The 25,924-nt window shown below is 66.2% G+C and carries 27 protein-coding genes; 10 read left to right on the forward strand and 17 right to left on the reverse strand.

Features of this window, described 5'->3' with window-relative positions; all coding sequences use genetic code 11:
- Nucleotides 1–25 precede the first annotated feature (25 nt).
- A complete protein-coding gene (locus ACSBP4_RS05300) occupies nucleotides 26–1,315 on the reverse strand; it encodes a DUF7125 family protein (protein ID WP_435551579.1) in 1,290 nt (429 codons plus the stop codon).
- Nucleotides 1,316–1,516: 201 nt separating this feature from the next.
- Between ACSBP4_RS05300 and ACSBP4_RS05305 the strand changes: the two genes are divergently transcribed.
- Nucleotides 1,517–2,728, forward strand: coding sequence for a PQQ-binding-like beta-propeller repeat protein (locus ACSBP4_RS05305; RefSeq protein ID WP_435551580.1), 1,212 nt, complete (start codon nucleotides 1,517–1,519; stop codon nucleotides 2,726–2,728).
- Here the strand turns inward: ACSBP4_RS05305 and ACSBP4_RS05310 are convergent.
- From ACSBP4_RS05310 to ACSBP4_RS05345, 8 genes are all read right to left on the reverse strand, one after another.
- On the reverse strand, nucleotides 2,725–5,769 hold the full coding sequence (locus ACSBP4_RS05310) for a DUF7286 family protein (protein WP_435551581.1): 3,045 nt from the start codon (nucleotides 5,767–5,769) through the stop codon (nucleotides 2,725–2,727). The genes ACSBP4_RS05305 and ACSBP4_RS05310 overlap by 4 nt on opposite strands.
- Nucleotide 5,770: 1 nt before the next feature.
- A complete protein-coding gene (locus ACSBP4_RS05315) occupies nucleotides 5,771–6,820 on the reverse strand; it encodes a DUF7284 family protein (RefSeq protein ID WP_233274348.1) in 1,050 nt (349 codons plus the stop codon).
- Complete coding sequence (locus ACSBP4_RS05320; RefSeq protein ID WP_435551582.1) at nucleotides 6,817–7,293, reverse strand: DUF7285 family protein; 477 nt, start codon at nucleotides 7,291–7,293, stop codon at nucleotides 6,817–6,819. The genes ACSBP4_RS05315 and ACSBP4_RS05320 overlap by 4 nt, the downstream gene beginning before the upstream one ends.
- Nucleotides 7,271–8,164 carry a DUF7283 family protein gene (locus ACSBP4_RS05325; protein ID WP_435551583.1) on the reverse strand — a complete coding sequence of 298 codons (894 nt, stop codon included), beginning with the start codon at nucleotides 8,162–8,164 and terminating at the stop codon, nucleotides 7,271–7,273. Before ACSBP4_RS05325 ends, ACSBP4_RS05320 begins: the two co-directional genes overlap by 23 nt.
- 83 nt (nucleotides 8,165–8,247) lie before the next feature.
- Nucleotides 8,248–9,960 (reverse strand): secretion system protein, encoded by a 1,713-nt coding sequence (locus ACSBP4_RS05330; protein WP_435551584.1) that lies wholly within the window; start codon nucleotides 9,958–9,960, stop codon nucleotides 8,248–8,250.
- Nucleotides 9,961–9,967: 7 nt separating this feature from the next.
- On the reverse strand, nucleotides 9,968–11,911 hold the full coding sequence (locus tag ACSBP4_RS05335; RefSeq protein ID WP_435551585.1) for an ATPase, T2SS/T4P/T4SS family: 1,944 nt from the start codon (nucleotides 11,909–11,911) through the stop codon (nucleotides 9,968–9,970).
- A 31-nt stretch (nucleotides 11,912–11,942) separates the two neighbouring features.
- Nucleotides 11,943–12,407, reverse strand: a complete 465-nt coding sequence (locus ACSBP4_RS05340; protein ID WP_435551586.1) for a DUF7311 family protein — start codon at nucleotides 12,405–12,407, stop codon at nucleotides 11,943–11,945.
- Complete coding sequence (locus ACSBP4_RS05345; protein ID WP_435551587.1) at nucleotides 12,404–13,054, reverse strand: DUF7310 family coiled-coil domain-containing protein; 651 nt, start codon at nucleotides 13,052–13,054, stop codon at nucleotides 12,404–12,406. The genes ACSBP4_RS05340 and ACSBP4_RS05345 overlap by 4 nt, the downstream gene beginning before the upstream one ends.
- 196 nt (nucleotides 13,055–13,250) lie before the next feature.
- Here ACSBP4_RS05345 and ACSBP4_RS05350 point away from each other — a divergent pair, with 196 nt between their 5' ends.
- Entirely contained in the window at nucleotides 13,251–13,526 is a 276-nt protein-coding gene (locus ACSBP4_RS05350; RefSeq protein ID WP_006650963.1) for a hypothetical protein, read from the forward strand.
- A gap of 7 nt (nucleotides 13,527–13,533) precedes the next feature.
- Here ACSBP4_RS05350 and ACSBP4_RS05355 read toward each other — a convergent pair whose 3' ends face one another.
- Together ACSBP4_RS05355 and ACSBP4_RS05360 are read right to left on the reverse strand one after the other, a co-directional pair.
- Nucleotides 13,534–14,457 carry a DMT family transporter gene (locus ACSBP4_RS05355; protein WP_435551588.1) on the reverse strand — a complete coding sequence of 308 codons (924 nt, stop codon included), beginning with the start codon at nucleotides 14,455–14,457 and terminating at the stop codon, nucleotides 13,534–13,536.
- Between the two features lie 94 nt (nucleotides 14,458–14,551).
- Nucleotides 14,552–14,917, reverse strand: a complete 366-nt coding sequence (locus tag ACSBP4_RS05360; protein ID WP_049966054.1) for a DUF7344 domain-containing protein — start codon at nucleotides 14,915–14,917, stop codon at nucleotides 14,552–14,554.
- A gap of 356 nt (nucleotides 14,918–15,273) precedes the next feature.
- Between ACSBP4_RS05360 and ACSBP4_RS05365 the strand changes: the two genes are divergently transcribed.
- The 3 genes from ACSBP4_RS05365 (at nucleotide 15,274) to ACSBP4_RS05375 (ending at nucleotide 17,000) form a co-directional block, all read left to right on the forward strand.
- Nucleotides 15,274–15,915 (forward strand): hypothetical protein, encoded by a 642-nt coding sequence (locus ACSBP4_RS05365; protein ID WP_006650966.1) that lies wholly within the window; start codon nucleotides 15,274–15,276, stop codon nucleotides 15,913–15,915.
- A 75-nt stretch (nucleotides 15,916–15,990) separates the two neighbouring features.
- Nucleotides 15,991–16,452 (forward strand): DUF2240 family protein, encoded by a 462-nt coding sequence (locus tag ACSBP4_RS05370; RefSeq protein ID WP_435551589.1) that lies wholly within the window; start codon nucleotides 15,991–15,993, stop codon nucleotides 16,450–16,452.
- Between the two features lie 143 nt (nucleotides 16,453–16,595).
- Entirely contained in the window at nucleotides 16,596–17,000 is a 405-nt protein-coding gene (locus ACSBP4_RS05375) for a hypothetical protein (RefSeq protein ID WP_049966057.1), read from the forward strand.
- A 9-nt stretch (nucleotides 17,001–17,009) separates the two neighbouring features.
- On the opposite strand, the gene ACSBP4_RS05380 is transcribed toward ACSBP4_RS05375, so the two are convergent.
- The 4 genes from ACSBP4_RS05380 to ACSBP4_RS05395 form a co-directional block, all read right to left on the reverse strand.
- Nucleotides 17,010–17,213 carry a hypothetical protein gene (locus ACSBP4_RS05380; protein ID WP_049966058.1) on the reverse strand — a complete coding sequence of 68 codons (204 nt, stop codon included), beginning with the start codon at nucleotides 17,211–17,213 and terminating at the stop codon, nucleotides 17,010–17,012.
- Nucleotides 17,214–17,290: 77 nt separating this feature from the next.
- Nucleotides 17,291–17,950, reverse strand: a complete 660-nt coding sequence (locus ACSBP4_RS05385) for an HAD family hydrolase (RefSeq protein ID WP_049966059.1) — start codon at nucleotides 17,948–17,950, stop codon at nucleotides 17,291–17,293.
- A 113-nt stretch (nucleotides 17,951–18,063) separates the two neighbouring features.
- The gene (locus tag ACSBP4_RS05390) at nucleotides 18,064–18,432 is read right to left on the reverse strand and encodes a methylglyoxal synthase (RefSeq protein WP_006650970.1); all 369 of its coding nucleotides are present in this window, start codon (nucleotides 18,430–18,432) and stop codon (nucleotides 18,064–18,066) included.
- A gap of 55 nt (nucleotides 18,433–18,487) precedes the next feature.
- The gene (locus ACSBP4_RS05395) at nucleotides 18,488–19,180 is read right to left on the reverse strand and encodes an SDR family NAD(P)-dependent oxidoreductase (RefSeq protein ID WP_435551590.1); all 693 of its coding nucleotides are present in this window, start codon (nucleotides 19,178–19,180) and stop codon (nucleotides 18,488–18,490) included.
- A 103-nt stretch (nucleotides 19,181–19,283) separates the two neighbouring features.
- Between ACSBP4_RS05395 and ACSBP4_RS05400 the strand changes: the two genes are divergently transcribed.
- The 3 genes from ACSBP4_RS05400 (at nucleotide 19,284) to ACSBP4_RS05410 (ending at nucleotide 22,122) form a co-directional block, all read left to right on the forward strand.
- Entirely contained in the window at nucleotides 19,284–20,084 is an 801-nt protein-coding gene (locus tag ACSBP4_RS05400; RefSeq protein ID WP_435551591.1) for a class I SAM-dependent methyltransferase, read from the forward strand.
- 240 nt (nucleotides 20,085–20,324) lie between these two features.
- Nucleotides 20,325–21,281 carry an AI-2E family transporter gene (locus tag ACSBP4_RS05405; RefSeq protein WP_435551650.1) on the forward strand — a complete coding sequence of 319 codons (957 nt, stop codon included), beginning with the start codon at nucleotides 20,325–20,327 and terminating at the stop codon, nucleotides 21,279–21,281.
- Nucleotides 21,282–21,438: 157 nt separating this feature from the next.
- Complete coding sequence (locus ACSBP4_RS05410; RefSeq protein ID WP_435551592.1) at nucleotides 21,439–22,122, forward strand: haloacid dehalogenase type II; 684 nt, start codon at nucleotides 21,439–21,441, stop codon at nucleotides 22,120–22,122.
- Between the two features lie 75 nt (nucleotides 22,123–22,197).
- Here ACSBP4_RS05410 and ACSBP4_RS05415 read toward each other — a convergent pair whose 3' ends face one another.
- On the reverse strand, nucleotides 22,198–23,616 hold the full coding sequence (locus ACSBP4_RS05415) for an FAD-dependent oxidoreductase (RefSeq protein WP_435551593.1): 1,419 nt from the start codon (nucleotides 23,614–23,616) through the stop codon (nucleotides 22,198–22,200).
- 163 nt (nucleotides 23,617–23,779) lie between these two features.
- On the reverse strand, nucleotides 23,780–24,154 hold the full coding sequence (locus tag ACSBP4_RS05420) for a winged helix-turn-helix transcriptional regulator (protein ID WP_006650976.1): 375 nt from the start codon (nucleotides 24,152–24,154) through the stop codon (nucleotides 23,780–23,782).
- Between the two features lie 169 nt (nucleotides 24,155–24,323).
- Between ACSBP4_RS05420 and ACSBP4_RS05425 the strand changes: the two genes are divergently transcribed.
- The gene (locus ACSBP4_RS05425) at nucleotides 24,324–25,370 is read left to right on the forward strand and encodes an NAD(P)/FAD-dependent oxidoreductase (RefSeq protein WP_435551594.1); all 1,047 of its coding nucleotides are present in this window, start codon (nucleotides 24,324–24,326) and stop codon (nucleotides 25,368–25,370) included.
- Between the two features lie 89 nt (nucleotides 25,371–25,459).
- On the forward strand, nucleotides 25,460–25,879 hold the full coding sequence (locus tag ACSBP4_RS05430) for a VOC family protein (RefSeq protein ID WP_435551595.1): 420 nt from the start codon (nucleotides 25,460–25,462) through the stop codon (nucleotides 25,877–25,879).
- Nucleotides 25,880–25,924 lie beyond the last annotated feature (45 nt).

The following is a 25,924-nucleotide window of genomic DNA, read 5'->3' on the forward strand; positions in this document are numbered from 1 at the left end:
TCCAGCCGATAACTGGACTCGGCTCTCAGGATCGGCTGTCGGTCGCCTCGATCGACGCCGGCGACCGGCCGTCGAACGCGAGCCGGATCCGTTCGGTCCCCGCGTTGTCACCTCTGAACTTCGAGATCGACAGTGTATGGTCGGTCCCATCCGCTGCCGGCTCCGACTCGAGTTCGAAGACCGCGTCGGCGGCGTGAAGCGTCGCCGTCCGGTTCGCCGGCACCGCCGGCCCCTCGAGACAGTGCAACAGGCCGATGCTCTCCGTCGCAACCAGCCGTTCCGTGAGCGCGTCGAGAAAGGAGACGTACGTCGCCCGGTCCGCGGTCTCCATCGCATTCGTCGGATCGACGATGAGCGTCGACGACGCCGGCAGCGTCTCGAGCAACGCCGCCGCGTCGTCGAGCCCGGTCTCGCCACCGAGGCGGCGTACCGTCGGGTTCCCGGTCTCGATCGCCGCGGCCTCGAGCGCCCGCGTTACGTTCGCCGTCGACCGCTCGGTCGACAGATAGAGCGTCCCGCGGACGGCGGTCGTTCCGTAAAGCAACTGCTCCGACTGACTGGCGGGTTCCGCGACCACCGCGACGAGTGATCCCGGTTCCAGTCCGCCCCCGAGCGCGCGATCGAGCGCGTCGATCCCCGTCGGCAGCAACTCCTCGTCGTACGCTACCGGCGTCCGATCCGGAGCCAATCGTCGCTCTATCGTCCGTGCGATCCCCTCGTAGGCCTCCCGCGTCGCCTCGTCAGTCAGCGGTGCTTCCCCCTCCGGAACCCGCCCCAGAACCGGGACTCGCGTCCACGAGTCGACCGCCTCCGGCACGCGGTCGCACCGGTTCACCACCGCGCCGAGTATCGGCACCTCGAGCCGGCGCGCCATCTCGATCGTCGTCTCGGCGGCCGTGAGACTGCGTTCCGTCTCCGTCGTGACCACGATCACCCCGTCGGCGGCCGACAGCGCTTCGACGACGTCCGGGCCCGCACCCGACGGGCAATCCACGAACGCCCGCTCGGCCGCCTTCTCGAGCCGATCGAACGCTGCCTCGAAGTCGACCCGGTCGGACGGCTCCGGTGCCGCGACCAGCCCCGCGTCGTCCGTCCGCGGGCTCGACTGGACGACCGTCTCGGCGACGGCCGACTCGGACTCGAGCGCCGCGAGCGTCGGCTCCCGATCGACGCCACCGGCCACGTGGAGGTTCGGTAATTGGCGGTCGGCATCGACCGCGATCGCCGTCGTCGTCTCCCGTGTGACCGCCTCCGCGAGTCCGATCGTCGTCACCGTCTTTCCACAGCCGCCTTTCGCTCCTGCGATAGCGATCATAGCGACAGTCCCGCGGCTTCCTTTTTGAACGTCCGCCCGCTCCGTCTCGCCGTTCTCGAGTTGGTTTCGGTCGCTCGCTCAGTGCTGCCGGATCCGCGTATCATCTGTCGGTCCGTCACGGGCTGGTGTTACCTCTCGGAAATCACAGCTCGGATAGAGGATAAAGATTTTACATTATGAGTTTAATTTTGAGATTATACTATGAGTTGGAAACCGAACCGAACTCGCCGGACCTGGCTGGCGAGTTGTGCCAGTACCGTTGCCGGCGTTTCGGTCCTCGCTGGCTGTACGAGCGACAGTTCCGAAACGAACGAGGACGAACCCGAGAACGACGACGCGCTTTCAGCCGACACGTGGCCTATGTACGGCGTTGACCCACAGAACACGGGGTATCATCCGACGGCGACCGGTCCAACCGGTGACGAAGTGCGATTGCGGAAAGTCTTCGAAGGCGAGGGATCGATCAGTAACAGCCCCGTCATCGTCGACGACACGCTCTATGTCGCTGCGGATACTCACTTATACGCGGTCGATCTAGAAACGGAGGAACTCGAGTGGCAAAAAGAAGTCAACGCGTCTCCTGCGGCGCATCCCGCTGCTGGCGATGACCGAGTGTTCGCTGGCACGAGAGATGGGATCGTTGCGGCCGATCTCGAGGACGGCGAAATACGATGGCGGAACGACATTGGGATCAGTAGCGTCAATCCCGTGCCGGTGAATGATGGTGTGGTCGGGACGGAAAACCTATTTCTTCATTATTTCGATCGCGAAAATGGCGATGAACATACGCTTCATGATATGCGTGAACATCAGGGTGGCCGTCCCTATACGGACGTTCCTGCAGTTGATAACGGAAATGCATATTTTGTTAGTGAAAATACGGTCTATGCAGTAGATATTGAAAACGGCAGAATTCAGTGGCAGTTTGAGAATACGACAGAAAAGCCACTAGGAGAAAGTAATCCAGCAGTCGTAGATGGTACAGTCTATCTTGGTGGTGAAGATCAACATCTATACGCAATCAAAGAGGGCGAAGAAAGATGGAGTCTAGAAATTGACGAACCAATAGTATCTAGTCCGACGATTACAGAGGACACAGTCTATTTCGGTGGTGGTGGGACCGGATCTCAGGACTTTTTTGCTATTGATATTGAAAGTCAGACTAATTATTGGGGTCCAAAAGATCTTCGGTACAGTGTGACGGCAAAACCAATAGTTACCGATGATATTGTGTACGTGTCTAGTTATTTTGATTTATTAGCATTTGATGCAGACGACGGGGCTGTAAAATGGCGTCTCAAAGAATTTGGAGAAGACGATGGCGAGTCCATTAGGGCACCTCCTGCTATTTCCAACGAATCGCTCTACATTCCCACATCGGAAGGGAACATCTATGCTGTAGAAAATGATTAATTATTTACTGGAAGTTCTCCACTCGAGATACAGCTGCTACTGTTCTCGAATCCAGCACCGACTTCGTTCCAGGCTGTCGAACAATCCTTCTGCGGCGAATTTGAGGCCCCATATCGCCATGTATCGCCAACACCCGGGGATCCTTTCGTTAGTAACTGTGGACTCGGAACGACTATCGGAACTACGAGTTCGTTCTCGAATGATATCGTTTCGACAGAACCGACTGCAAGCTCGTCTTTAGTTGCCCATGCAGGTGTATCGATTGTCGCCTCAGTATCTTGCCGGACGTACGTCAACCCAGTAGCACTGGTCGGATCACCGTCGGTCGTTCGCACTTCGAACCGTGCGTATTCGCCCTGCACATCGAGATAATACGCATCGAGTTGCAAGTAAAACAACGACGGCCACGGCATGAGGGGAAATCCTGGATGGCCGATTCCATCGAGATACCCGGCACCCATAGGTGCGTGTTTCGTCTCGTTGATCTCGTCGATCGAAAGAATCTCACCACTGTCGGGGCGTACTGCTGGCACCTCAGTTCGGTTGACCGTCTCCAAAGAGAGGTACGTCGGTGATCCTTCGATCTGGTAATTCACGTCTTCTATCAGTGGGGACTTCTCGAGCGACCCCTGTGTGTCCTCGGGTCGCGTTTCGGGATCCATCGTTCGGTCGACGAAGTCTACCGGTCCCCCGAGAAGGTCGTTGCTGGTATCGAGCAGTCCCCCGAGGAGATCGTTGAGTATCGCACTGCTCTCGCCCAGCGTCGTGTCGTGCCAGCCGCTTACCTTCTCGATATTATCGTACGTGTTCTCGAAGTACTGTTTGCGGACTTCCGCTCGCAGGAGATCCGCGGTGTTCGCGTACGGTTCAGACGCGTTTTGGTACACTAGTTCACGCTCTAAGTCACGGACGTTGCTTTCGGTTTTCTCGAGCGGACTCGGTTGTTCGACCATGTTCCAGATATCGGTTTGATGGGGTTCAGCGCGTGTGACGACTTCGTAGTGAGTGTGATTGAGTTCGGAGAGTACCCATTCGTAGATTTCGTCTTTGTTTCGGGGACTGATATCGATGTCTGGGTCGGCCGTATAAGGTATTTCACTCTCAAAGTCACTCTCCGTAATTATCGACGTACTCGAACCTTCGAGTTCCCGCTCGAGTTCTCGTTCTTGTGAACGGACAGTCGTCGCCTCGAGATCAAATGTTTCCTCGACTGCTCTCGTTTTGGCTCCCTCGAAGCTCCTAACGGATTTATAGTCCTCATTCCACGAATCAGAGCGGAACGGTGATTCGATTCCTCGTCTTTCTCGTTCAACGTCGATATCCTCAGAAACAAGATCTCCGCTGATCGTATAGCTCACACTATACGTAATGTTGTCCTTCCAGTTCCAGTTCGTATGCGAAGATCGATTTTCGTCTTCGTGTTCCCAATCAGCACTGACACCAATCGAGTTTTCATACCGAATATCAACGTCCGCAAATTTTCTGCCCTCAAACCCAGTACTGTTTTCTGACACTATATCAATCGATACATCAGCATCTGCTTGCGAAGCGCTCGCGTATCGGGTTACGTTAAATGGTCCAGACCAGTTACCTGGATTTCGAGCCCAGTTTTCAGGTGGAGATGGATCTGGCAATTGAGTATAGCTGAACGGTCCGTTTTCTCCTGTACTCAATTCTACCAGATATACGTCTTGTATGATGTTCTGTATATCGTCACTAACTGGATATTCTCTCGAAATCGTCCGTCTAATATCAGTCATCGTATCGTCCTTTTCAGCTTTGAAATTACCTACATCCTCAGCTATTCCCTGATTATCTAAGTTGTTAGAGAAATAGTCCTCAAGATAATACCCATTAAACCGATTTGTTTTCTCAAGCGAGTCATTAAACCCGTCTTCGATCTGCGACATATCCATCCCAGCCGCCATCTGCATATACCCCAAATCGGCGAACGGATGGGCCTGAATCTCGACGTCGGTTTCGACGTTGTCCTCGAGCATCGTCAGTGCAATCTCCTGAACGGTCGGCGGGTCAGGTAGCGCACCGTCTTGATCGAGTAGGTCGGTGTTACAGAGGTCGGTCTCGTTGGCGAGGGCACTGTCGTTAGCGACGAAGTCCTCGGTCTCGATGTCGCCCGCGTTCGAGGTGAGATCGCCGGCCATACACAGCGTCGGTTGGAGCATGGCGCGGTCCTTGTAGGGGTCGGTCGTGCCGAAGGTTCGCTCTTGCAGGCCGAAGATAGCGTCGTTGACCATGACCTCGGTGTGGTCGTTGGGCGTCAGGTTATCGAACGCCGGCTGGCCGCTCGAGAGGCGGTCGTAGTAGGCCTTGCCCCAGGTGTAGGGGAACAGCCGGGCAGCCGTATATCGACCGAGGCCGTCGTACTCGTCGGTTTCGAAAAAGCCGGTGTTGAGCTGGCGCTGGAACTCGTCGGTTCGGTCCTTGAGCTGGTAGAGCGGGGTCGCGACCGAGACGGTCAGATCGCGGCGTTCGGTGATCGGCACACCGTCGCTTACGTTGCCGGTGAGTTCGACGTCCGCGACCTCGACGGTAAGGACGCCGGTGTCGGGTCGCTCGAGCGAGATACGGTCGATCGCGGCTGCGAGATCGTCGCTGTCGTTCCAGTCGATACGGTCGATGGTGACGCCAGCGGCGGTATCGTGGCCGACCTGTTGCGGAGTGGTCGCGAACGATTCGGCTACCTCCCGGTAGACGAGGAGCTTGAGGTATTGGTCGAAGACGGGTTCGTCGTCGTCGAACGCTGCTTCGACGGTCGGGCTCGCACCGTCGGTCGACGTGACGGGTGCGCTTGCGGCTGCCTCGGTCGCTCGGAGGACCGATCGCCGCAACTCCGAGACGGCGACCGATTCGGCGCGGTCGATGGCCACTGCTTGTTCGGTCTCGACCTCGGGTGTGTCTCTGGAGCCGAGGACGCCGACGATGGCGATGCTACTGATCAACAGGAGAACTGCGATCAGGGCGAACGGAACTCGGGCGCGGTCGTCTGCTGCGATCGAAACTGTGGGTTGACTGTCGGTCATCTTACCAAGTCTGAATCGTGATGGTTACGTCGGCGGTCGATACCTCGTCGGCGAGCAGCGCTGCGATCCGCTCGTCGCGGGCGGCGCCGCTGTATTCGTCGTCGATCGTCGCGATTTCCTCGGCGAAGGCGTCCTGCAGGTCCTCTGAGAGCCACTCTCCGAGCCCGTCCCGGCCGAATCGGTCCGCGTCAGCGATCCCGCGGCGAACCTGTGCGTTCGCCTCGAGAGCGTCCGCTTTCTCGCGTTTGAGCGGGCCGTGATGGGCCGGGTTCGTCGTCCCGGAGAACTCGTACTCGAGTGGCGCGACCATGCGCTCGTACTGGAAGACGGCGAGGTCGTGAGACAGCCCCTGACTCTCGAGTGCCAGTTGCGTCTCCTCGGGTGGGAAGTAGCCGCGAACGATCGCGTCCCCGAGGACCATACCCGCGGCTTCGAAACCGGCCGAGTCGGAATCCGCAACGAGGTCGGTTCGATCCCCAAGGCGGTCGTTCCAGTCGGTCCCGCCCTCGAGGGACGCGCGTTCGATCTCGTCGGCGTCGACGGCCGGTAGTCCGCTCGAAGCGGTCAGCGTCACGCTCGAGACGTCCGCGGTTGGTGGTGGCCGTTCGCCGGCGGTCGCCGTCCCGTTGATCGAGGCGTTCTCGTAGGGTTCCCACTCGGCGACGGCGTAGAACTCGCGGTCGGACCCGATCAGTGCGCTCCCGATGGCGGCGTCGACGGCGGCCTCGAACTCGTCGCCCGTGGGGCGGATCGGCGTCCCGTCGATGCGGGCGTTCGCGACGGCCGCGTCCGCGAGCAGGCCGGTCGCGGACCCGTACTCGGTCCGGTGGTATCCGCCGGGTCGTTCGGCGACTGGATCGGCGTCGGCGAGGCTGTACTGGACGCTGATGGTCGTTGCGCCGAGTACCGCGGCCGTGTGGTCGGCCCGGTCCCCGTCGGGGTCGGGCGTGGTCCCGTACAGGTGGGTACCGAGCAACAGGACGCTCGCGCTGACGAGCAGCAGCGCCATCGCGACGTCCATGACGGTACTTACCGCTCGATCCGACCTCATCCGTCCCACACCCCCACGAGCAGCGTGCCGCCGCGTACGTCGCCGGGAGCAGTCGCCACGGCGACCGAGCGCTCGGCCACGCCGGCCTCCTCGGGCGGACCGTCGAGTTCCGCCTCATCGATCGCGTCCGGGCTCGACGTTCCGTCGGTTCCGAACACGGCAGTTCCGACGACGGTTTCGCGACCGTCGGCGACGATCGTGAGTCGGACGTAGACGTTCCGGCCGTGTGGCAAGGATCCGGTCTCGATTCCGTCCGCGAGATCGCCGTCGTAGGCGCGAACGACGCCGTCGCTCTCGAGGTCGTCGGCGATCCGCTCGAGCGCCGTCGTTTCGGTGGTTCGATCGGTCGTTCCGGGAAGGGTATCGGTGAGATAGAGCCCGTAGAGACCGATCCCGGCGATAAGCGCCGAGACGGCGACGAGTGCGGCGAGGGGATCGGTTTGTCCCCGGTCAGACATCGACGAGCGTGACATAGAACGAATCGGCCTCCGTATCGCGGCGTACGTAGCCTCGATCGTCGACACCGGTCGTCTCGAGGGTCTCCCCGCCGGGCGGACAGACCGCGACGGTCTCGTCCCCTCGATCGGCGCGGACGGTTACGGTACACAGCTCGGTGCCGCCGGCTTCGACCCGCACGTCGATCGGGAACGACATCGCGGGCGCTCCCTCGAACTCGTCGTGGACGATCGTCTCGGTCTTCCTCGTCGATGTCGCGGTGACCGTTTCGTCGATGCGTCCTCGATCGCCACTCCCGTCTGCCCGCAGTCGTATCCCGGTTTCCGCGGTCGATTCGTACTCGAGGGTTACTTCGTGGGTCTGGTCGCCGGGGACGCGCTCGATATCGACGGCAACACTGACCGTTGGAAGCGGCCTCGTCGCGACGGTCCGAGTCCGTAACGGCCCGTCCGCGGGCCGCCACTCGTCGCCGTTCCTCTCGTATGCCGATTCGACGTCCGCGAGAAAGGCATCGATCGCGTTCCGACTCGGATCCTCGACCGCCGCCGCGTACTCGTCCTCGACGGCACGGCCGGCGGAGACGTTCTCGAGCCGTTCGTTCCCCGTGACGGGGACCACATGGCCGTAGGTGAGCGTCGCCCGCGTCGTGCCGTGTTCGTTTCGCATCGCGACGGTGCGGCCGGTGACCTTGATCGCGGTCGCGTCGTGGTCGTAGGTCGAACTCGCCTCGTAGGGACTGCCAGCCGTCTCCTCGATGGCGTTCGCCGCTCGGTTCGCGTCCGGTGGCGGGCCGGTCGGTAGACCGAGCGCAACGGTACCGACGGCGGCGCTGACGATGGAGACGGCGAGCCAGACGTACCAGCCGTCGATCGGTGCTTCCAGGTGCATGCCCTCGCTGGCCGCGTGTTCGTATTTAAACCTCAGTCGCGGTGGGGAGCCGACCCGGGCCGGACGGAAGTGGGAGCGAGCGGTCAGAGGACGGCACCGATGAGGGCCACCGTCACGACGTACAGCACCATCGCGGAGACGAGCGTCCGACCGACGTGATAGCCGACGAGGGCACGGTCGATCCCGTGACGCAGCGCGATCGAGAGCGGCGTGATGATGACACACAGCAGTAGCAGGTAGACCCCGATGACGATCCCCAACGACTCCGTGGGGAAGGCGGCCGCGTCGACCTCGCCAGACGCGACGAGTGCGTCGCTGGCCATCATGTCGGCCATGCCGACGGTGGCACCGGCCACGAGCGGCGCGAAGTACGCCGCGGTGTTGTCGAGGGTCCCGGTCACCTGTTCGAGGTTCCGCTTGGTCTCGGCCTCGACGGTCTCGAGTTCCTCGAGGTGGTCGGCCATGGAGACGATGGCGCGACCCGCTGGTTTCCCCTCGTCGGCCGCGATCGCAAGCAGGGCGGCGGTCCCGCGAGCGCGCGGGCTGGGAACGTATCGGAGCGCGCCGTACTCGCCGAGGAAGGCCTCCCTGACGCCGGTCTGAAGCCGTCGCTGGAGGCCGGCCGCGCGTTCGAAGACGGCGCCGGTTTCGCCGGGGACCCGGTCGCCGGCGAGTTCGACGGCGGACTCGACGGATTCCCCCTCGGCGACCTGTTGGCCGACGACGTACAGCGCGTCGGTGAGGTGGGCCTCGACGTCGCGGACGTGGTGTCTGACCGCGAGGATCGGCCGGTAGGTAACGAGCAGCGCGACCCCGAGCCCGAGACCGACGGCGGCGACGGGCGCGAGGTGTGTAGGACCGACCGCGACGAGAACGGGATAGCTGCTGCCGCCGGCGGCGACACCCCAGAGCGGCCGCAGTCGGAGCCGATCGGGGAGCGAGGGGTGGTCGTGACCGATCGTCGGCGGCGGAAACGCGACCGGCCGGCGGACGAGCAGCCAGAGGCTGGCCCCGACGAGCGCACCGGGCAGCACGACGTTGTACAGGAGGACGACGAGCCAGATGTTGACGGCATAGCCGACCATCGGCACCGCCGGGACCAGCGAAACCAGCGCGAGCGGGAGCATGATCCCGAAGGCGAACAGTCCGGTCGCCGGCGCACGAATGGCCGACGTGAACTCGGCCATCTGGCTACGCGTGCCGTCGAGGACGGCTGACAGCGCGCGATCGAGCGTCCGCAACCGCTCGGCTTCCGGAGCGTCCTGGGCGGTCGCGAGTAGGTGTGCTGACCGCCGTAACGCCGGGAACCACTCGGCCCACTCCTCGGCGAAGGCCAGCAGCCCCGTCCCCGCGGTGCCCATCGTTCGATCGATGTGCGCGTCGAGACTCCGCGACAGCGGGCCCGAGCCGGTGTCGGCTGCGAACCGGATCGCGCTCTCGAGGGCGGGCTGGACCTGCATGCGCAACACCGCCCGGCCGATCAGGTTCGGGGTGTCGCCGAGGGCTTCGGTCCGTCGAAACGCCGCCCGCAGATGGGGGATCGAGTGAACCGTGTGGATCGCCGCGATCGGGGCCACGAGGACGAAAAACGCCACGAACGGGAGCGGTGCCGGCGTCAGCAACAGTCCCAGCGGGAGGACGGCGGCGATGATTCCGGCCCCGTATCCCGCTCTGACGACCGTCTCGGGGTCGTGGGGCGAACCGGTAAACGACAGCGACTCCGCGAGGCCGTCACTGGCGTCGACCTCGGCCGGGTACAGCGCCGCCAGCGTACGAACGACGGGCACGGACGTCATCGCGAGATCACTCGTCGGTCCGGTCCGCGTAGGCTCGCGTGACCGCGTCGGGACTCGTTCGGCCCTCGCCGGCGAGCCGCGAGAGCAGGTCAGTCCGGGCCGCGATCGCCCGGCGTACGTCGGCGTAGGACTCGGTCGGTCCGGCGAGCCGGTCCACCAGCCGGCTCTCGCCGCGGTCGATCCGACCGGTCGCGACCGCGTCCTCGCCCTCGAGTTCGTACAGCGGTTCGAACCGGTGGGTGTCGCCGTCGTCGATCACCTCCTCGATGGCGGCGAGGCGGCGGGTTCGGCCGTCGGGGGTCCGGTGGGTCTGGACGGTCACGATCAGATCCGTCGCGGCGAACGACGAGGGTTCGACGCCGAGGTCGGTGACGACCCGTTCGGCGACATCGTCGGCCCCGTCGCCGTGGATCGTACCGAGGACGGCGTTGGCGTTGGCCCCGACTCGCATCGCCTCGTAGAGGACCTCCGCCTCCTCGCCGCGGATCTCGCCGACGACGAGCGCGCCGTCGCCCAGCCGGAGGGCGGTCCTGAGCGCCTCGTCCGGGGCGATTTCGGGCCCGTCACCAGTACCGGTCCGGAGCGCCTGTACGTCCCGACCGACCGACTGTAACGTGTCGACGGGCAGCTCCGGCGTGTCCTCTATCAGGACCGTCCGCGTCGCCGGCGGAAGTTCGTACAGCAGCGTGCCAAGCAGCGTCGTCTTGCCGGCCCCTCTCGTCCCGGCGATCAGGGCGGCGGCGTTTCGCTCGACGGCCACCGAGAGCAACGCCGCGGCCGCCGCCGATACCGTTCCGTTCGCGACCAGCGCGGGGAGGGTGAACCGCTCGTCCGGCCGCTCCCGGAACGCGAACGCGATTCCGTCGGCGACCGGTTCGGTGACGCCGGCCACCCGGATGCCGGTCCCGTTCTCGAGCGCGGCCGTCGCGTCGACGGTCGGGCTCGCCCGGGAGAAGGCCCGGCCGCTGGTGCGTCGAACCCGGGACGCAAGTGCCTGTGCGCCCGCTCGAGTGAGCGAGACGTTCGTCGGCATCGACTCCCCGTCGACGACGACCCGGATCGGGTTCGCCGAGACCGGCGAGGTGACGAAGACGTCGGTCACGCGCGGGTCAGCGAACAGGTCCTCGAGGACGCCGTAGCCGGCCGTATGCTTCGTGAGAACGCCTGCTAGCTGGGGGGTGGCCGGCTCCCCGCTCGCGCGTTCGATCGCCCGCGGTCCCGCCCGGTCCCCCTCGACGACCCCCTCGGCGATCGCCTCGTAGCCCTCGAGGAGGAGCCGGCGGTCACTCTCGGAGAGGGTCGTATCGACGATCTCGAGGGCGTACTGCGGCGTCTCGTCGGGGCGGTCGTAGATCCGCGCCTCGCTGCCGGTCGACAGTGAGCGCGCATCGACGAGACGCGCTCCGTCGGCGATCGACCGATCGACGAAGTAGTGACCGATCGTGAGTCCGACGGTCGCGGTCAGGGCCGACTCGTAGCCCTCGGCGCGCTCGGCAGCCGCCACGAGTCCCGATTCGACGCCGATGTCCGCGATCGGACCGACTCGGGTCCGGAGTTCCTCGCCGACGGCGAGCGGGTCCCGAGCGGCGGCCGACGCCAGCCGGTCGTCGCGATGGCCACGCAGCGCGACGAACCGGCCGGCCGAACCGAGCAGGGCGACGCCGCAGTCTGCGTACCGGCGCTCGAGGCCGTTCGATCGCACGACGATCGCGTTCGCTTCGCGGTCGGCGAGTGCCTCGATCGCGGTCCGGCGACAGGGGACGGCCGACTCGAGGCGGCCGTCGCAGTCGCTCGCGTCGATCCGGAGCGTCTCCGCTTCGACGGCCGTTCGACACGTACACCCGGCGTCCGGTTCGTCGCCCCAGTTGTCGAAGAGGCCCCCGAGACCGAGCCGCGTGCCGTCGACGCGATCGACGACCGAGCGGAGCCGCTCGGGTGGGTTCTGTAACATACCGGCGCTGGCCGCGGCATCCGATTTAAACTCACAGGCGGCTCGCGACGACGACCGGCTTCCCGTCCGCGTCGGTCCGAAGCGTCAACGCGAGCCTGTTCTCGCCACGCTCACGGACTACGAACGGCTCGGTGTCGTCGGGATCGCCCCCGACGATGCGTTCGTCGATGATCGTCTCACGGACCCGTCCGTCCGCGAGCGCGTACCGGACGACGGTGGCGCGTCGGTCGGCCTGCGGAACGATCCGAACGTGGTCGACGGCGACGGTCGTAAGCGAGCGACGCGGGAGCGTCAACTCGACGACTCGTCGGGGGTTCGGGTGGCCGTCGGGCGACGGCTCCTCAGTGGCGACGAGATCGGTCGCGGCGTCGTCGATCGATGCGATCCCGGTCTCGACCTGCCGGTGCGTGTTCATCGTCGCGCCCCGCTCGATCGCCGGTGCGGCGAGCGCAGCGAGCGCGACCGTCAGGACGGCGGCGACGACGTAGCGGTTCACGGGAGTCTGTCCCGGAGCGATCCGAGGATGCCGGTCGTCCCGTCCGCCTCGTCCGTGGCTGCCGCTCCGTCCGCGGCCGCCGCTCCGTCCACCTCGCCCTCCGACAGCGGGTCGTCGCTCGAGCGTCCGTCGTCGTCGGCCGTCGACACGATCGCCTCGACGGTCCGTTCGACGCCGGGGCGTTCACCGCTTTCCCCGACCGCGTCCGTCGACGCGATGGGCGGGCTCCCCGACTCGCGTTCGTCTCGAGCGTCGGCCGTCGATTTCGGCGCTGCTCGCTCGGCCGTCCCCTCGTCTCCCGGTTCGGAACCGGACCGCGAACCGTTTCGATCGTGGTGGCCCTCGAGGGCTCGCTCGAGGCCGTCGATGCGGAACTCGAGCCGGTCGACCGCCGCCACGGCCGCGTTTGCCTGCCGTTCGACCGCGTCGTCAACCGATTCGACGCCGCCGACGGCACCCTCGACCGCGTCGACGCGTCCCTCGAGGTCGGCGAGCCGTCGGTCGTGTGCCTCGAGGCGCTCGACGGCCGTTTCGAGGTCGGCGGCGAGCGACGCGCGGTCCTCGAGCGCCGGTACCTCGGAGTCGCCGTCGACGACCGCGCGCTCGAGCGCCGACAGCCGCTGTTCGATCCGTTCGATGTCGCTCATGGCGAGCGTTGCCCCGCGATCACGGATAAACCTCCGACCGGGTTCGTTCGGGACCGCTCATCGTGACGATGAACGAGTCGTTTCCGTCGGTAAACGGACCGTTCCGTCGGCCGAGTCCGGCTGAATCCGGGGTAACCGACGAAACGGTCGACCCGGTATATGCACCGCGGCGGGCAACGATCGATCGACGAGTTCGATGGCGAGTCCTCCCTCCCTCGACGACCGACGATCCGCGGGCCCGAACGCGCCGGACGGCCGCTCCGACGAGGACCACGGCCTCCTCGAGCGGGCCGTCCCAGGACTGGCGACGCCGATTCGCGCCGTCGGGTTCTGGGCGGCGATCGTTCTCCCCGCAGCCTACCTCCCCCTGCTCGCGACCGGTCTCTCCTCGGCGCTCGAGGGCGGGCTCTTTCTCGGCCTGCTCGCCGGCAACTTGCTATCGCTGTACGTCGGTCACGCCCATCGCCGGTAGGGGCCGCCTACTCGCTCGCCTCTCGGGACCGGACCTGCCCCAGCTCCCGGCGGATCGCCCGGCGTTTCACGAGGAGGAAGCCGACGACGATGACGCCGAACCCGACCAGTGCGGCGTCGTCGACGACCTCGCCGAGGTAGAGCCAGCCGACCACGGCCGCGACGATCGGAGCGACGTAGGACACCATGTTGATCTCGACGGCACCCAGCCGCTCGAGCAGTTCGAAGTAGATGAGGAAGCCGACGGCACTGGCCCCCACCGAGAGGTACGCGAGCGCGCCGATCGCCTCGGGGTGGATCCAATCGGCCGGCACGATCGGTTCGCCGAGCGCGAGACTCACGAGATGGAGCATGGCCGCGCCGCCGAGCATCGACCAGGCCTCCATCGTCTCGATCGGGAGGTCGGCGTCGATGCGGCGGGTGAGGACGCTACCGAGGGCAAAGGCCAGCGCGGCACAGAAGACCAGTCCCTTGGCCACGGCGTCCGCCGCGAGCAGGCTGCTCGGATCGGGGCGGACGACGATAGCAACGCCGACGAGTCCGACGACGACGCCGACGAGACCGACGGGAGAGAGGGCATCCGTGGGGACGAGCGCCCGAGCGAACCCAGTACTCAGGACCGGCGAGAGACTCACGACGATGGCGGCCGCCGCGGCGGTCGTGTGCAGTTGGCCGACGAACAGGAATGCGTGGTAGGCCGCGATCAGGAGCCCGGCACCGACGAGGACCTGCCACCAGCCGGCCCGATCGCGCGGTCGCCAGTCGGCGACGGCGGCCGCGTAGCCGAGCATCAGGAGCCCGGCGATGTCGTATCGAAGCGCCGCAAACAGTATCGGCGGGAGATGCGACAGCCCGGCGCTGATCGCGACGAACGCTGCTCCCCACAACGCTGCAAGCACCAGAAAGAGCGAGAGGGTCTGATATCGGCTCACGGTGACTGTTCCGTGAGAAAGTGCCTATGAATTTCGGTTCGAGTCGACGCCGGCGGCGACTCCAGCGGTCGATCGGCCGCCACCGGGCGGGGTCTCAGAGCGAGGGCAGTTCGCGGATCTCGACTTTCTCCTCGGTCTGTTTGAACTGCTCGAGCAGGGGTTTGATGTCGTCGAACCCGTCATCGAGGACGACGTCGCCGCTGCGGAGGTCGTAATCGATGATATCGTAGTCGGCGAGCCGCGGGAGGTGGTTGTGGACCAGCGAGACGTAGATCCGCTGGCGCTGTTCCTTCCCGATCGTCGCGGGACGGGCGTCGAGTTCCCAAGCGGCGACCTGCGTGACGACGTCCTCGAGGTTCGCGGTGGTGTCCTCGGCCAGCTGATAGAGGAGATACCGGCGTTCGGACTCGGCGAGAAGGGAACAGGCCGCTTCCATCCGGCTCGCGTTCGTCTGGTTCATACGTCGAGCAGGCACCCAGTGGTATTACACCTACTGCCAATACAGATTGGGTCCGCTCGAGTCCCGATTCACCCTCGATTCCGGTGTCGGTCGTACGAGCCACGTATCGGACGATACCGCCGAATTAGCCGTTCGTACACCGTTTCGTGACAGTCTCGATTTCGAACGTGCAGCAATACCATACCGATCGGCCGGGGTTCGACTGTCGTCGTCGCTCGCCCAGCTCGTCGCGACGAAGAACACTCGAGTGTGACCCGAGAACGACGGTTCGGTGCCGATTCGTCTCCGTATGCGTCTGTTTGGCACATGTTATCAGGGACAGAATAGTTAAGTCGGCGACCGGCCTACGTGGGCGTATGGCCGCTCACGGCCGGCCCGCACTGCGGGACCTGTTCGACGAGTCGCCCACGCCTCACATCGCCCATCCCCCGCGGACTCACCACCGAGACTTCTACGTCGCCACCGACGGGTCCTTCCGGGAGGCCGGTGGCGGGCTGGGTGCCGTTATCGAAACCCGCGACGGTACCCGCGTCGCACGGATCGCGACCGCGGATACGCCGCCGGACAACAACGTCGCGGAGTATCGGGCGTTGCATCTCGGGCTCGACGTACTGGCCGCTCGAGCGCCGCGGGACGCCTCCGTCGGCGTCCTCCTCGACCACGACGCGCTCGCCAGCAACGTCAACAGCACCATCCTCGCGACGCGCCATCCGGACGGGAAATCGCCCCGTCCCGTCTCCGTCCCGACCGCAACACAGTATCACTGGCGTGGCATCCGCGCCCGTCTCAACGGGTTCGACGAGGTGCGGGCCGCCCGCATCGACAGCGATCAGAACCCCGCCCACCCGCTCGCGAACGCGCCCGACCAGTACCGCCACGTCAACCGCGAGCCCGCCCGCTGCGTGCTTCCCGAAACGTCGGAGTCGACCGCCGGCGAGTTCCCGCCGCCGTCCCGGGCCGACCGCAACAGCAGTGGCGGCGGCCGCGCCTCCGACTGATCGCCGGCGACCGCCCTCGAGCGCGGACCGTCCGAACCGTCATCGTTTTCTCGCCGCTCGAGCAAGTCGTCGCCGATGAGTCTCCGCGTCGCGGTCGCGGCCCCGTTCATCCAGCACGGGAGCCGTCGGCTCGAGGAAAACGAGTTCGTCGTCGCACTCTCGCTCGATCGGGACTGGTTCTCACCCGATCAGGCCAAGCGACTGATCGACATCGCGACGGAGGAGGGGCTGTTGGACCGAACCGACGACGGACTCGCAGCGACCTTCGAGCCGGGCGAGGTGACGATCCCCGAGGAGTTCGACCCCGACGAGGACCTCCTGCGGAAACGGTCGGCGTTCGAACGCGTCCTCGATTCGCTGGTCGCTGAGGGCATGGAGAAACACGAGGCCGTCGGGGCGATCAACACCCTCCAGGGGGAGCTGGGACTGACCATCGAGGCCGCCGCGGTGGTCTACGCCCGCCGCGAGGGGATCGACGTCGACGACCTCGCCCCGGTCGCCCGCGAGGCCGTCTTCGACACCGAAGGGGACTGTTAGTACCGACTGAAAGTCATCGCCCACCTGCTCGCGATACGCCGGCTATGAGCGGCCGAGTTCGGCCGCTCATAGCGACTTCGCGTGCGAGCAGCGTGGAACCCGTTTCAGTTGGTACTAAATCCCGCCGTCACGACCGACTGGATATGGTCGAGGACCGGATCACCGACGGTCGCCGCATCGCCGAACTCCTCTCGAGCGAACTCGACGGCCGCGAGGACGGCCTGCTCGAGCGCGTCGCCGTGACCAACGCCGACCGGGACGTCGAGCCGTCGGCCGACGGCACTCGCGCGTACGATGTCACCTACCGCGACGAGCGTCTCGCCCGCGTGTTCGTTCACGAGGACCGGGCCCGCCTCGAGTTCGAGGCGGCACAGGACCGAGCGGCCGACACGGCAACGGACCTCGAGCTTCGGGTCCGACCCAAGGCGACCGAGCCGCCGAAGACGCTGGTCTTCCTCGAGAGCGGGGCCGCCGTCAAGCGGGCGACCGACGTGGTCCAGCGGGTCGGGCGGGCGCTCGAGGAGGCCGACGACCGAGCCGAGACGTGACGCGACGGGCTACTCGCGCTCGTTTCGAGTCGACTGTGACGTGGGCGTAAAGTAGCCGTGGGCGAACACCCCCGCGCCGAAAATGACGGCGTAAAGCGCGAGCGTGGTGAGGTTCCTGTTCATTCCGCCCATCTGAACGACTTCTATCCCGACGAGCATGAGTACCGCGCCGGCGAAGAGTCGCTTGAACTGCACTCGAGTCGCGTCGTCCATACCGTTAGTTCGCCATCTATGACTTACTAATTTCTACTCACAGATCAGGGGAAACGACCTGCGGATTCAGTGCCCGATCACTCGAGAGCCGCGAGAACACCCGGCAACGCCGCCGCGAGATCGGCCTGCTCGAGGTGTGCGACGGCTCTCGAATCCGGCGCAGGTCCGTCCGATAGCAGCACCTGAACGGCCGCCATCCCGGCCTCGGTCGCGCCCTGGACGTCGGCCTCGACCTCGTCGCCGACGTAGACCGCCTCGCCGGGCGCAACGTCCAGTTCGTCCGTGATCGCCTCGAAGGCGCGGGAATCGGGTTTGCCCGCCTCGAGTTCGCCGGTCACCAGGGCGGCGTCGAAGGCGTCCTCCCAGCCCAGCGTCTCGAGTTTGTCCCGCTGGGCGCGGACGGGGCCGTTGGTCAGCAGGCCGACGCGGTAGCTCCTTCGGAGATCGGCGAGCATGGCCTCGACGCCGGGCAGGGGCTCGAGCGAGTCCGAAATCGTCTCCCGATACGCGGTCGCGACGGCGGCCGGATCGGCGTCGCTGTCGGTGTCCGCGAGCAAGTCCTCGAAAATGGGTTCGCGCGTCTCGCTGGTGAGGTTCCGGCGGTGGGCCTCGAGGTAGGCCTCGCGGGAGAGCGAGGGCGCGCCCGTCGCGGTCGCGGCTTCCTCGAGGATGGTCGTCCGGTCCCGCCGGGGGACGGCGAGCGTGTAGTCGAGGTCGAAGACGACCGCGCGTGGCATGGATACGTGAGGGGGCTCGAGCCGGTTGAAACTATCCCTTCCGGGCGACCGTCGTGGCTCTGCCGTATCGGGTCGTGGTAGTATACCGCCCCCGCGGCCCGGCGGTCGGCCGGCTACTCGGCCAGCCCTTCGATGAGGAACTCCGCGGACGAGCGGTTCGTCGCCAGCGCGACATCGCGGACGTCACAGATCCGCAACAGCGCCGAGATGTCGGGCTCGTGGGGCTGGGCCCGGAGCGGGTCCCGGAGGAAGACGATCCCGTCGAGTTCCCCCGCCGCGACTTCGGCACCGATCATCAGATCGCCGCCGAGCGGTCCCGACTCCTTGCGCTCGACCTCGAGGTCCGTCTCCTCGCGGAGCCGCTTCCCCGTCGTCCCGGTCGCGACCAGGTCGTACATTCGGAGCTGTGCTTCGTGGGTCTGGGCGAACTCGACGAGATCGGGCTTGGTCTCGTCGTGGGCGATCAGTGCGACGCGAGTCATACCGCACGGACGACCGCCGCGACAATAACGCTGGTCCGTGTTCGAGACGCCCGATTCAGAACGCCTCGACGTGGGGTCGCAGGTCCAACTCGAGCGTCCACGCCGACCGGTCCTGGGTCACGAGGTGCCAGTAGGAGTCCGCGATGGCGTCCGGATCGAGATACCCCGATGCCTCGGCGGCGTCGTCCATCTCGGGCGGACGGATCCCGCCGTCGATCACGACGTGGGCGACGTGGATCCCCTCGGGACCCAGTTCTCGAGCCATGGACTCGGCCATCCCCCGGACAGCGAACTTCGCCGCGCTGAAGCCGATCGCACCGTCGCGGCCCCGAACCGCCGAGGTCGCGCCGGTGAAGACGATCGTTCCGCCGTCCCCGGCGAGCATGTCGTCGACGGCCGCTTGCGAACACAGCAACGTACCGTGGGCCGAGACGCGCCACGCGCGTTCGAATTCGTCCGGCGAGATCTCTCGCAGTCCCTTCCACGAGCCGCCGCTGGCGTGGTTGATCAGGACGTCGACGGGGCCGAACGCCTCGCGAACCGCGTCGAACCCCGCCGCGACCGCCTCGGGGTCCGTGATGTCCGTCGGGACCGCGAGCGCGTCGTCGCCCAGCTCGGTTGCGAGGGCTTCGAGGGAGTCGTCCGAGCGGGCGAACAGCCCGACCCGACAGCCCTCGTCGACGAACTTGCGGGCGAGCGATGCACCGAGTCCGGGACCGACGCCGGCGATGACGGCCGTTCTCGTCATAGCAGTGCCACGGGAGCGGGCCACAAAACAGTGGCCCCGACACGGAAGGGGTGGGCGGTCGGGCCGGCTATCGACTTTTGTGCGTGGCGACCGACCATCGGTCATGGAGGATCCGACCGACGCCGACGACCGATCGGCGAGACACGTCTGGTCGGCCGGCCGGTACCCCGCGATGGCACCGAACATGCTACCGGCCATCGCACGACTGGTCAACGCCGCCGGCATCGATCCGGGCAACCGCGTCCTCGACGTCGGCTGTGGAACCGGCAACGCCGCGTTGACCGCCCGCCGGGCCGGTGCCGACGTGGTCGGTCTCGACCTCGCCCCCGAGATGCTCGAGCTGGCGCGTGACAACGCCGGACTCGCGGGCCACGACGACATCGGCTGGCTCGTCGGCGACGCCGAGACGCTCCCGGTTCCCGACGACGCGTTCGACGTCGTCCTCTCGAACTTCGGCCACGTGTTCGCGCCGGACTCGACCCGCGCCGGGGCAGAACTCCGGCGGGTCACGAGGTCCGGCGGCCGGGTCTGTTTCACCGCGTGGTCGCCCACCGGCGTCGTCGGGGACCTCACCGAGGTCCTGACCGACCACGTCACGGCACCGCCGAGCGATCCGTGGGCCCACCTCGAGTGGGGCGAGCCCGACTTCGTCCGCGAGCAGTTCGCCGATGTGGCCGATCTCTCCTTCCAGCGACGGTTGCTCGACTTTCGCTACGCCACGCCGCGGCATTTCTGGCGGGAGTTCGCCGAGGAGTCCGGCCCGCTCTCGCCGGTCCTGCGGCGGATGGGCGACGACGCGGCCCGGGCCGCGCTCCGACGGGACGCCGTCGCCGCCCTCGAGGACTGGTTCGGTGACAACGCGATCCGCGTCGAGTACCTTCAGGTCCGGGCCGTCGTCGCGTAGCGTCGCCGTTCCCGATCCGATACCTCGAGGTGACGGTCACGAACTAATTACAGTGACACGGCCCGTAACGGGCGTTTTTGGCCCTGACCCCTGTGGCAGTTCCCATGGGCGTCTTCGATAGTTGGGACGGCAAGCGCGTCGCCTGGGTCGTACTCGGACTCGTCCTCGCGGCGTTGATCGGGCTCGCTCTCTTCCGATATATCGGCCCCCCTCCTCTTCGCGGTATTCCTATACTACGCTATTCGGCCGCTCTACCGGCAGATCGATCGGGTCATCGACCACCCGAACGTGACGGCGACGGCGACGATACTGTTCGTCATCCTCCCCATGCTGGCCGTCGTCGGCTACGCGATCGTCGTCGGACTCAGGGAGTTGGATCAGTTCCTCTCCACGAGCGACCTCGAGGTCGTCCGGTCGACGCTCCAGCCGTATCTGCGGGTGGCCAGACGGGGAAATATCGATCAGCTTCGGGAGGCGATCACCTCCGGTTCGGGTGGCTCGGTCACGAGCGTCCTCCGGCAGGACCTACCGGGGGTTATCGGCCGGCTGCAGTCGGTCGCCGCGGCCGTCTTCGGGGTCCTCGCGCGGTTCTTCCTCATGCTTACCTTCCTCTTCTATCTCCTGCGCGACGACTGGAAGCTGCGACAGTGGTTCTACGAGAGCGTCGACCACGACGACGACATCGTCTCGTACACGCAGGCGGTCGACGACGACCTCGAGACGGTCTTTCTCAGCAATCTGGCGGTCATCGTGGTCGCGGCCGGTGCGGCCGTCGTCGTCTACTACGGCCTCAACTTCGTCGCCTCGAGCGGCCCAGTCGTCCCGACGCCCGTCCTGCTCGCCCTGCTCATCGGCATCGGGACGCTGGTCCCGGCGGTCGGCATGAAGATCGTCTACGTGCCCTACGGACTGGTCCTCCTCGGGGTCGCGCTGACGACGCCGAAGCCGCTCTGGCACCCGCTCGTCTTCTTCGCGCTCACGCTGGTCGTCGTCGACACCATCCCCGACTTCTTCGCGCGGTCGTTCCTCTCCGCGCGCAGCGGCGTCCACATGGGGCTTGTCCTCCTGGGCTACTTCCTCGGCACGCTCGCGTTCGGCTGGTGGGGGCTGTTCCTCGGGCCGATCGTCGTCGTCCTCGCCTCCCACTTCGCGAAGACGGTTGTTCCCGGTCTCGTGAGCGATTTTATGTGGGAGTGACCGCGCCGGCCGCTGTCCACAGTCAGCCCACAGCTCTCCCTCGCTGGGACGACTCCCCGACGGATGGGGCTCGACGGCGAGCAAGCGTTCGACTTCGATCGGGGCCGGGCTGCCCGCCGACCACACGAATTACCGGCCCGGGGACGTAGGGGGACCCATGGCGTTCGATCCCGACGCGGTCGAGACCGTGACGTTCGACTCGTACAGCACCATCGTCGACGTCAACGCGGCCGAACGGGCGCTCGCCGACCGGGTCGACGATCCCGAACCGATCTCGCGGCTCTGGCGGCTCCGATCGCTCGAGTACACGCTCGTCGCGAACGTCCTCGACGCCTACCAGCCGTTTTACGAGATGAACCGCGACGCTTTGCAGTACGCGCTGGACGTCCACGGCGTCGACGTCGACCCCGACGAGCGCGACGAGATCCTCGCGGTCTATCACGAACTCGAGGTCTTCGACGACGTCCGCGACGGTATCGAGCGGCTCCGCGAGGGCGGCTACGACTGTTACGTCGTCTCGAACGGCGACCCCGATATGCTCTCCTCGATGGTCGCCCACGCCGACGTCGGCGACCTCCTCGCGGACACGATCAGCGCCGACGAGGTGGAGACGTTCAAGCCGGCCGCCGAACTCTACCGCCACGCGGCCGCCCGGACCGGCACCCCGATCGACGGGATCGTCCACGTCACCGCCGGCTGGTACGACGTCATGGGCGCGAAACACGCCGGCATGCAGGGCGCGTGGGTCGATCGGAAGGGGCGCCCGTGGGAGGCGATCGCCGGCGATCCGGACCTGACCGTCACGTCGTTCCACGACCTAGCCGACGCACTTGGCTGCTGACGATCCGACGAGCCCCCTCGTTTTCCTCGCGTGATCGCCGGCGAAACGGGTCGAGCGCCGACCGACTCGAGCGACTCAGTCCTGCAGGGTCCCGCCGAGGACCTTCGCCGCCACGAGGACGGGGTCCCAGGTGGTGTTAAAGGGCGGCGCGTACGCGAGGTCGTAGTTCTCCACGTCGGCGACGGTCGCGCCTTCCGAGAGCGCGGCGACGACGGCGTGGCTCCGATGGACCGCGCCCTCGCCGTACTCGCTGGCGAGGCTGGCCCCGAGGACGCGTCCGGAGTCGCGGTCGGCGGTCAGCGTGAGCCGGACGTTCCCGCCGTCGGGGTAGTAGCCAGCCCGCGACTTCGCCGTCACCGTCTCGCTGACGGGATCGAAACCGGCCGCGCGGGCCTTGTCGTGGTCCACGAGTCCGGTACGGGCGGCCTCGACGTCGAAGGCCTTGACAGCGGCCGTGCCGGCGACGCCGCCGCCCTCGGTCGGGGTTCCGGTAACCGTCTGCCCGATCGCGCGCCCGTGGCGGTTGGCCGTCAGCGCGAGCGGGACGTAGGTCGGCTCGCCCGTAACGACGTGGGTCGCCTCCGCGCAGTCGCCGGCGGCGTAGACGTCGGGCGCACTCGTCTCGCGGTAGGCGTCGGTCGCGATGGCGCCGGTCTCGCCGCGTTCGATCCCGGCGTCTTCGGCGAGATCAGTTCGGGGTCGTACGCCGGTGCCGAGCAGGACCATCTCGACCTCGATCCGGTCGTCGGCGGTGACGACGGCCTCGACGTGGTCGCCGCCCGCGAGTTCCCTGACTTCCGCCCCTAGATGGAGCGCGACGTCCTCGTCCCGGAGGTGATCGGCGACGTACTCGCTGGTCTCGTCGCTGAAGCCTTTCAGTACGCGGTCGCCGCGCTGGAAGAGGTTCACTTCGAACCCGTTTTCGGCCAGCGCCTCCGCCATCTCGATCCCGATGTAGCCGCCGCCGACGACGCCGACCGGCCCGGTACAGTCCTCGAGGTAGCGACAGGCCGGCCCCCGATCGGGCTGTTGAAGGCCCTCGCCGTCGCGGGCGCGGGCGACGTACTCGCGGAGTTCCTTCCCGTCGCTCATCGAGCCGAGCGTGTAGACGCCCTCGCGGTCGGTGCCGTCGATCGACGGGACGACGGCTTCCGCACCGGTCGCGATCAGGAGGTCGCCGTAGGTCTGCGTGACTGTCTCCGACTCGCTCTCGGCGGTGACCGTCCGGGCCTCGGTGTCGATCGCGACGACCTCGTGGCCCGTCCGGAGGTCGATGTCGCGCTCCTCGCGGAACTCCTCGGGCGTGACCGAGACGAGGTCCTCGAGCGACTGGATCTCCCCCTTGACGTAGTAGGGCAGCCCACAGGCTCCGTAGGACACCCACTCCCCCTTCTCGAAGACGACGATCTCGCGGTCCGGTGCCTCGCGTCTGGCCTTGCTCGCCGCGGACATTCCGGCTGCGTCACCGCCGACGACGACGAACGGATCGCGCATACCGACCGTATCGTTGGGGAGCTACATAACTACTGACCGGACTGTCTCGGCCCGGCACCGAACCGGACCGCAGGGACGCCGGATCTAGCGGACTACCGTCGGTCGTTTCCGATGTAACCGTGACTGCCTGCGGTTGCACCGGGACATCGTTCCAGCAGCCCGATCAGGCGATCGACTCCGATTCGTCCGCCGCGGCCGCGAGGTGTTCGCGCCCCCACTCGCGCATCTCCGTGATGACGGGCTCGAGCGACTGGCCGAGGTCGGTCAGCGAGTACTCGACGCGGACCGGTTTCTCGCTGACGATCTCGCGGTTCACGAGCCGTTTCTCCTCCAAATCCTCCAGGGCGTCCGAGAGGACCTTGCTCGAGATGCCGTCGACCTCCGCCTCGAGGGCGTTGAACCCGAGCGGGCCGTTGGCGAGCAAGCGGTGAATGATAACAGTATGCCATTTCTTGCCCAGCAGCGTCGCAGTCGAGGTGATCGGGCACCATTCTTCGCCAGCACACCAGACCTCGAGTTCCCGCGTCGACTCTTCCATGCATGTGAGTTGGTGCTGGAGTCGTTTATAGTTACCACCTGTTACTGACTTACTATCAGTTACCGTTCGACCCAGATAGTCGGGCTGGCGCGGGTCACTTACCGGCCAGTAACCGGGTTACCTCAACGATAGCTGACAGTTATACGTGAGCGGTCGTAACCGAGTTACCATGAGTGAGTCAGATGGGACGACCCGCGATTCGATCGCAGCGGACCGCCGGTACGACGTCGCCGTCGTCGGCGGCGGCCCGGCGGGACTGACGACCGCGCTGTACGCCGCGCGGCTCGGCCACGAGACCGCCGTCTTCGACCGCGGCGGCGGCCGCGCGGCCATGATGCAGGACACGCACAACGTCATCGGCACCCCGGAGTCGGTGTCGGGCAACGAGTTCCTCTCCACGGCCGTCGATCAGCTCCGGTCCTACGGGGCCGACTACCGGCGGGAGTTCGTGACCGGTATCGAACGCGCCGGCAACTCGTTCGACCTCGAGACGACCGAGGGGCCCGCCGTCGCGGACCGCGTCGTCCTCGCGACCGGCTTCAGCGACGAGCGGCCCGACCCGCCGCTGCCCCGGACCGGCCGCGGACTGCACTACTGTCTCCACTGTGACGCCTACATGTTCGTCGACGAACCGGTCTACGTGATGGGCCACGGCGAGAGCGCGGCCCACGTCGCGATGATCATGCTCAACTTCACCGACGACGTCGACCTGTTGCTCCGGGGCGACGAGCCGACGTGGAGCGACGAGACCGCGGCGCTGCTCGAGGGCCACCCCGTCGATATCGTTCACGAGGACGTGACCGGGGTCCGCAACGGCGACGACGGCTGGCTCGAGGCGCTCGAGTTCGAGGACGGGAGCGTCCGCGAGTACCGGGGCGGTTTCGCGATGTACGGCAGCGACTACAACAACGACCTTGCGGCGTCACTCGGCGCTGCGATCAATGACGATGGTACGGTTGCGGTCGACGACCACGGGCGCACGAGCGTCGACGGACTCTACGCCGTCGGCGACCTGACGCCCGGCCACAACCAGATCCCCGTCGCGATGGGCCAGGGCGCGAAGGCCGGCCTCGCGATCCACACGGAACTGCGGGCGTTCCCGAAGTCCCTCGACGAACTCGAGGCCGAAGGGGCGGTTTCGGCGAGCGACGTTCCCGCGATGCCGGCCGCGTTGCGACAGCAGGCGAGTGACCTCGCTTCGATGGCGGACGACTGATGGCGTAAAGCGGTGGACGCCGCCGCGCCGGCCCCCGACCGCTGCCCGCAGACGGAAGCGTTTTTTCTTCGCGCTGGGACGACCGACTCATGACAGACTGCAGTGCCCACCACGTCGGCCTCACGGTCAGCGATCTCGAGGAGACGCTCGCGTTCTACCGCGATACGCTCGGTCTCACCGTCGTCGATCGGTTCGGCGTCGGCGGCGAGGCCTTTGCCGAGGCCGTCGGAGTCGAGGGCGCGAGCGCCGATTTCGCTCACCTCGAGGCCGACGGCGTCCGGATCGAACTCGTCGAGTACGAGCCGGAAGCCCGGGGCTCGCCGGCGGCGGGACTCAACCAGCCGGGTGCCTCCCACGTCGGACTCTCGATCGACGATCTCGAAACCTTCGCCGCCGACCTTCCCGACGACGTGCCGACGATCAGCGGGCCGCGGACGACCGAGAGCGGCACCACGATCATGTTCCTGCGCGATCCCGAGGGGAACCTGATCGAGATCCTCGAGGCCTGATACGGTTCGCTGGAACGATGTCCCGGTGCAACCGCGACGCTCTGC

This window comes from Natrinema sp. CGMCC1.2065 (assembly GCF_051225675.1).
Classification (GTDB): Archaea; Halobacteriota; Halobacteria; order Halobacteriales; family Natrialbaceae; genus Natrinema; species Natrinema thermotolerans.

Excerpts from the sequence above, each read along its gene's own strand:
- ACSBP4_RS05300 (WP_435551579.1), bottom strand. The coding sequence starts at position 1,315 with ATGATCGCTATCGCAGGAGCGAAAGGCGGCTGTGGAAAGACGGTGACG.
- ACSBP4_RS05305 (WP_435551580.1), top strand. The coding sequence starts at position 1,517 with ATGAGTTGGAAACCGAACCGAACTCGCCGGACCTGGCTGGCGAGTTGT.
- ACSBP4_RS05310 (WP_435551581.1), bottom strand. The coding sequence starts at position 5,769 with ATGACCGACAGTCAACCCACAGTTTCGATCGCAGCAGACGACCGCGCC.
- ACSBP4_RS05315 (WP_233274348.1), bottom strand. The coding sequence starts at position 6,820 with ATGAGGTCGGATCGAGCGGTAAGTACCGTCATGGACGTCGCGATGGCG.
- ACSBP4_RS05320 (WP_435551582.1), bottom strand. The coding sequence starts at position 7,293 with ATGTCACGCTCGTCGATGTCTGACCGGGGACAAACCGATCCCCTCGCC.
- ACSBP4_RS05325 (WP_435551583.1), bottom strand. The coding sequence starts at position 8,164 with ATGCACCTGGAAGCACCGATCGACGGCTGGTACGTCTGGCTCGCCGTC.
- ACSBP4_RS05330 (WP_435551584.1), bottom strand. The coding sequence starts at position 9,960 with ATGACGTCCGTGCCCGTCGTTCGTACGCTGGCGGCGCTGTACCCGGCC.
- ACSBP4_RS05335 (WP_435551585.1), bottom strand. The coding sequence starts at position 11,911 with ATGTTACAGAACCCACCCGAGCGGCTCCGCTCGGTCGTCGATCGCGTC.
- ACSBP4_RS05345 (WP_435551587.1), bottom strand. The coding sequence starts at position 13,054 with ATGAGCGACATCGAACGGATCGAACAGCGGCTGTCGGCGCTCGAGCGC.
- ACSBP4_RS05350 (WP_006650963.1), top strand. The coding sequence starts at position 13,251 with ATGGCGAGTCCTCCCTCCCTCGACGACCGACGATCCGCGGGCCCGAAC.
- ACSBP4_RS05360 (WP_049966054.1), bottom strand. The coding sequence starts at position 14,917 with ATGAACCAGACGAACGCGAGCCGGATGGAAGCGGCCTGTTCCCTTCTC.
- ACSBP4_RS05365 (WP_006650966.1), top strand. The coding sequence starts at position 15,274 with ATGGCCGCTCACGGCCGGCCCGCACTGCGGGACCTGTTCGACGAGTCG.
- ACSBP4_RS05370 (WP_435551589.1), top strand. The coding sequence starts at position 15,991 with ATGAGTCTCCGCGTCGCGGTCGCGGCCCCGTTCATCCAGCACGGGAGC.
- ACSBP4_RS05375 (WP_049966057.1), top strand. The coding sequence starts at position 16,596 with ATGGTCGAGGACCGGATCACCGACGGTCGCCGCATCGCCGAACTCCTC.
- ACSBP4_RS05380 (WP_049966058.1), bottom strand. The coding sequence starts at position 17,213 with ATGGACGACGCGACTCGAGTGCAGTTCAAGCGACTCTTCGCCGGCGCG.
- ACSBP4_RS05385 (WP_049966059.1), bottom strand. The coding sequence starts at position 17,950 with ATGCCACGCGCGGTCGTCTTCGACCTCGACTACACGCTCGCCGTCCCC.
- ACSBP4_RS05390 (WP_006650970.1), bottom strand. The coding sequence starts at position 18,432 with ATGACTCGCGTCGCACTGATCGCCCACGACGAGACCAAGCCCGATCTC.
- ACSBP4_RS05395 (WP_435551590.1), bottom strand. The coding sequence starts at position 19,180 with ATGACGAGAACGGCCGTCATCGCCGGCGTCGGTCCCGGACTCGGTGCA.
- ACSBP4_RS05400 (WP_435551591.1), top strand. The coding sequence starts at position 19,284 with ATGGAGGATCCGACCGACGCCGACGACCGATCGGCGAGACACGTCTGG.
- ACSBP4_RS05410 (WP_435551592.1), top strand. The coding sequence starts at position 21,439 with ATGGCGTTCGATCCCGACGCGGTCGAGACCGTGACGTTCGACTCGTAC.
- ACSBP4_RS05415 (WP_435551593.1), bottom strand. The coding sequence starts at position 23,616 with ATGCGCGATCCGTTCGTCGTCGTCGGCGGTGACGCAGCCGGAATGTCC.
- ACSBP4_RS05420 (WP_006650976.1), bottom strand. The coding sequence starts at position 24,154 with ATGGAAGAGTCGACGCGGGAACTCGAGGTCTGGTGTGCTGGCGAAGAA.
- ACSBP4_RS05425 (WP_435551594.1), top strand. The coding sequence starts at position 24,324 with ATGAGTGAGTCAGATGGGACGACCCGCGATTCGATCGCAGCGGACCGC.
- ACSBP4_RS05430 (WP_435551595.1), top strand. The coding sequence starts at position 25,460 with ATGACAGACTGCAGTGCCCACCACGTCGGCCTCACGGTCAGCGATCTC.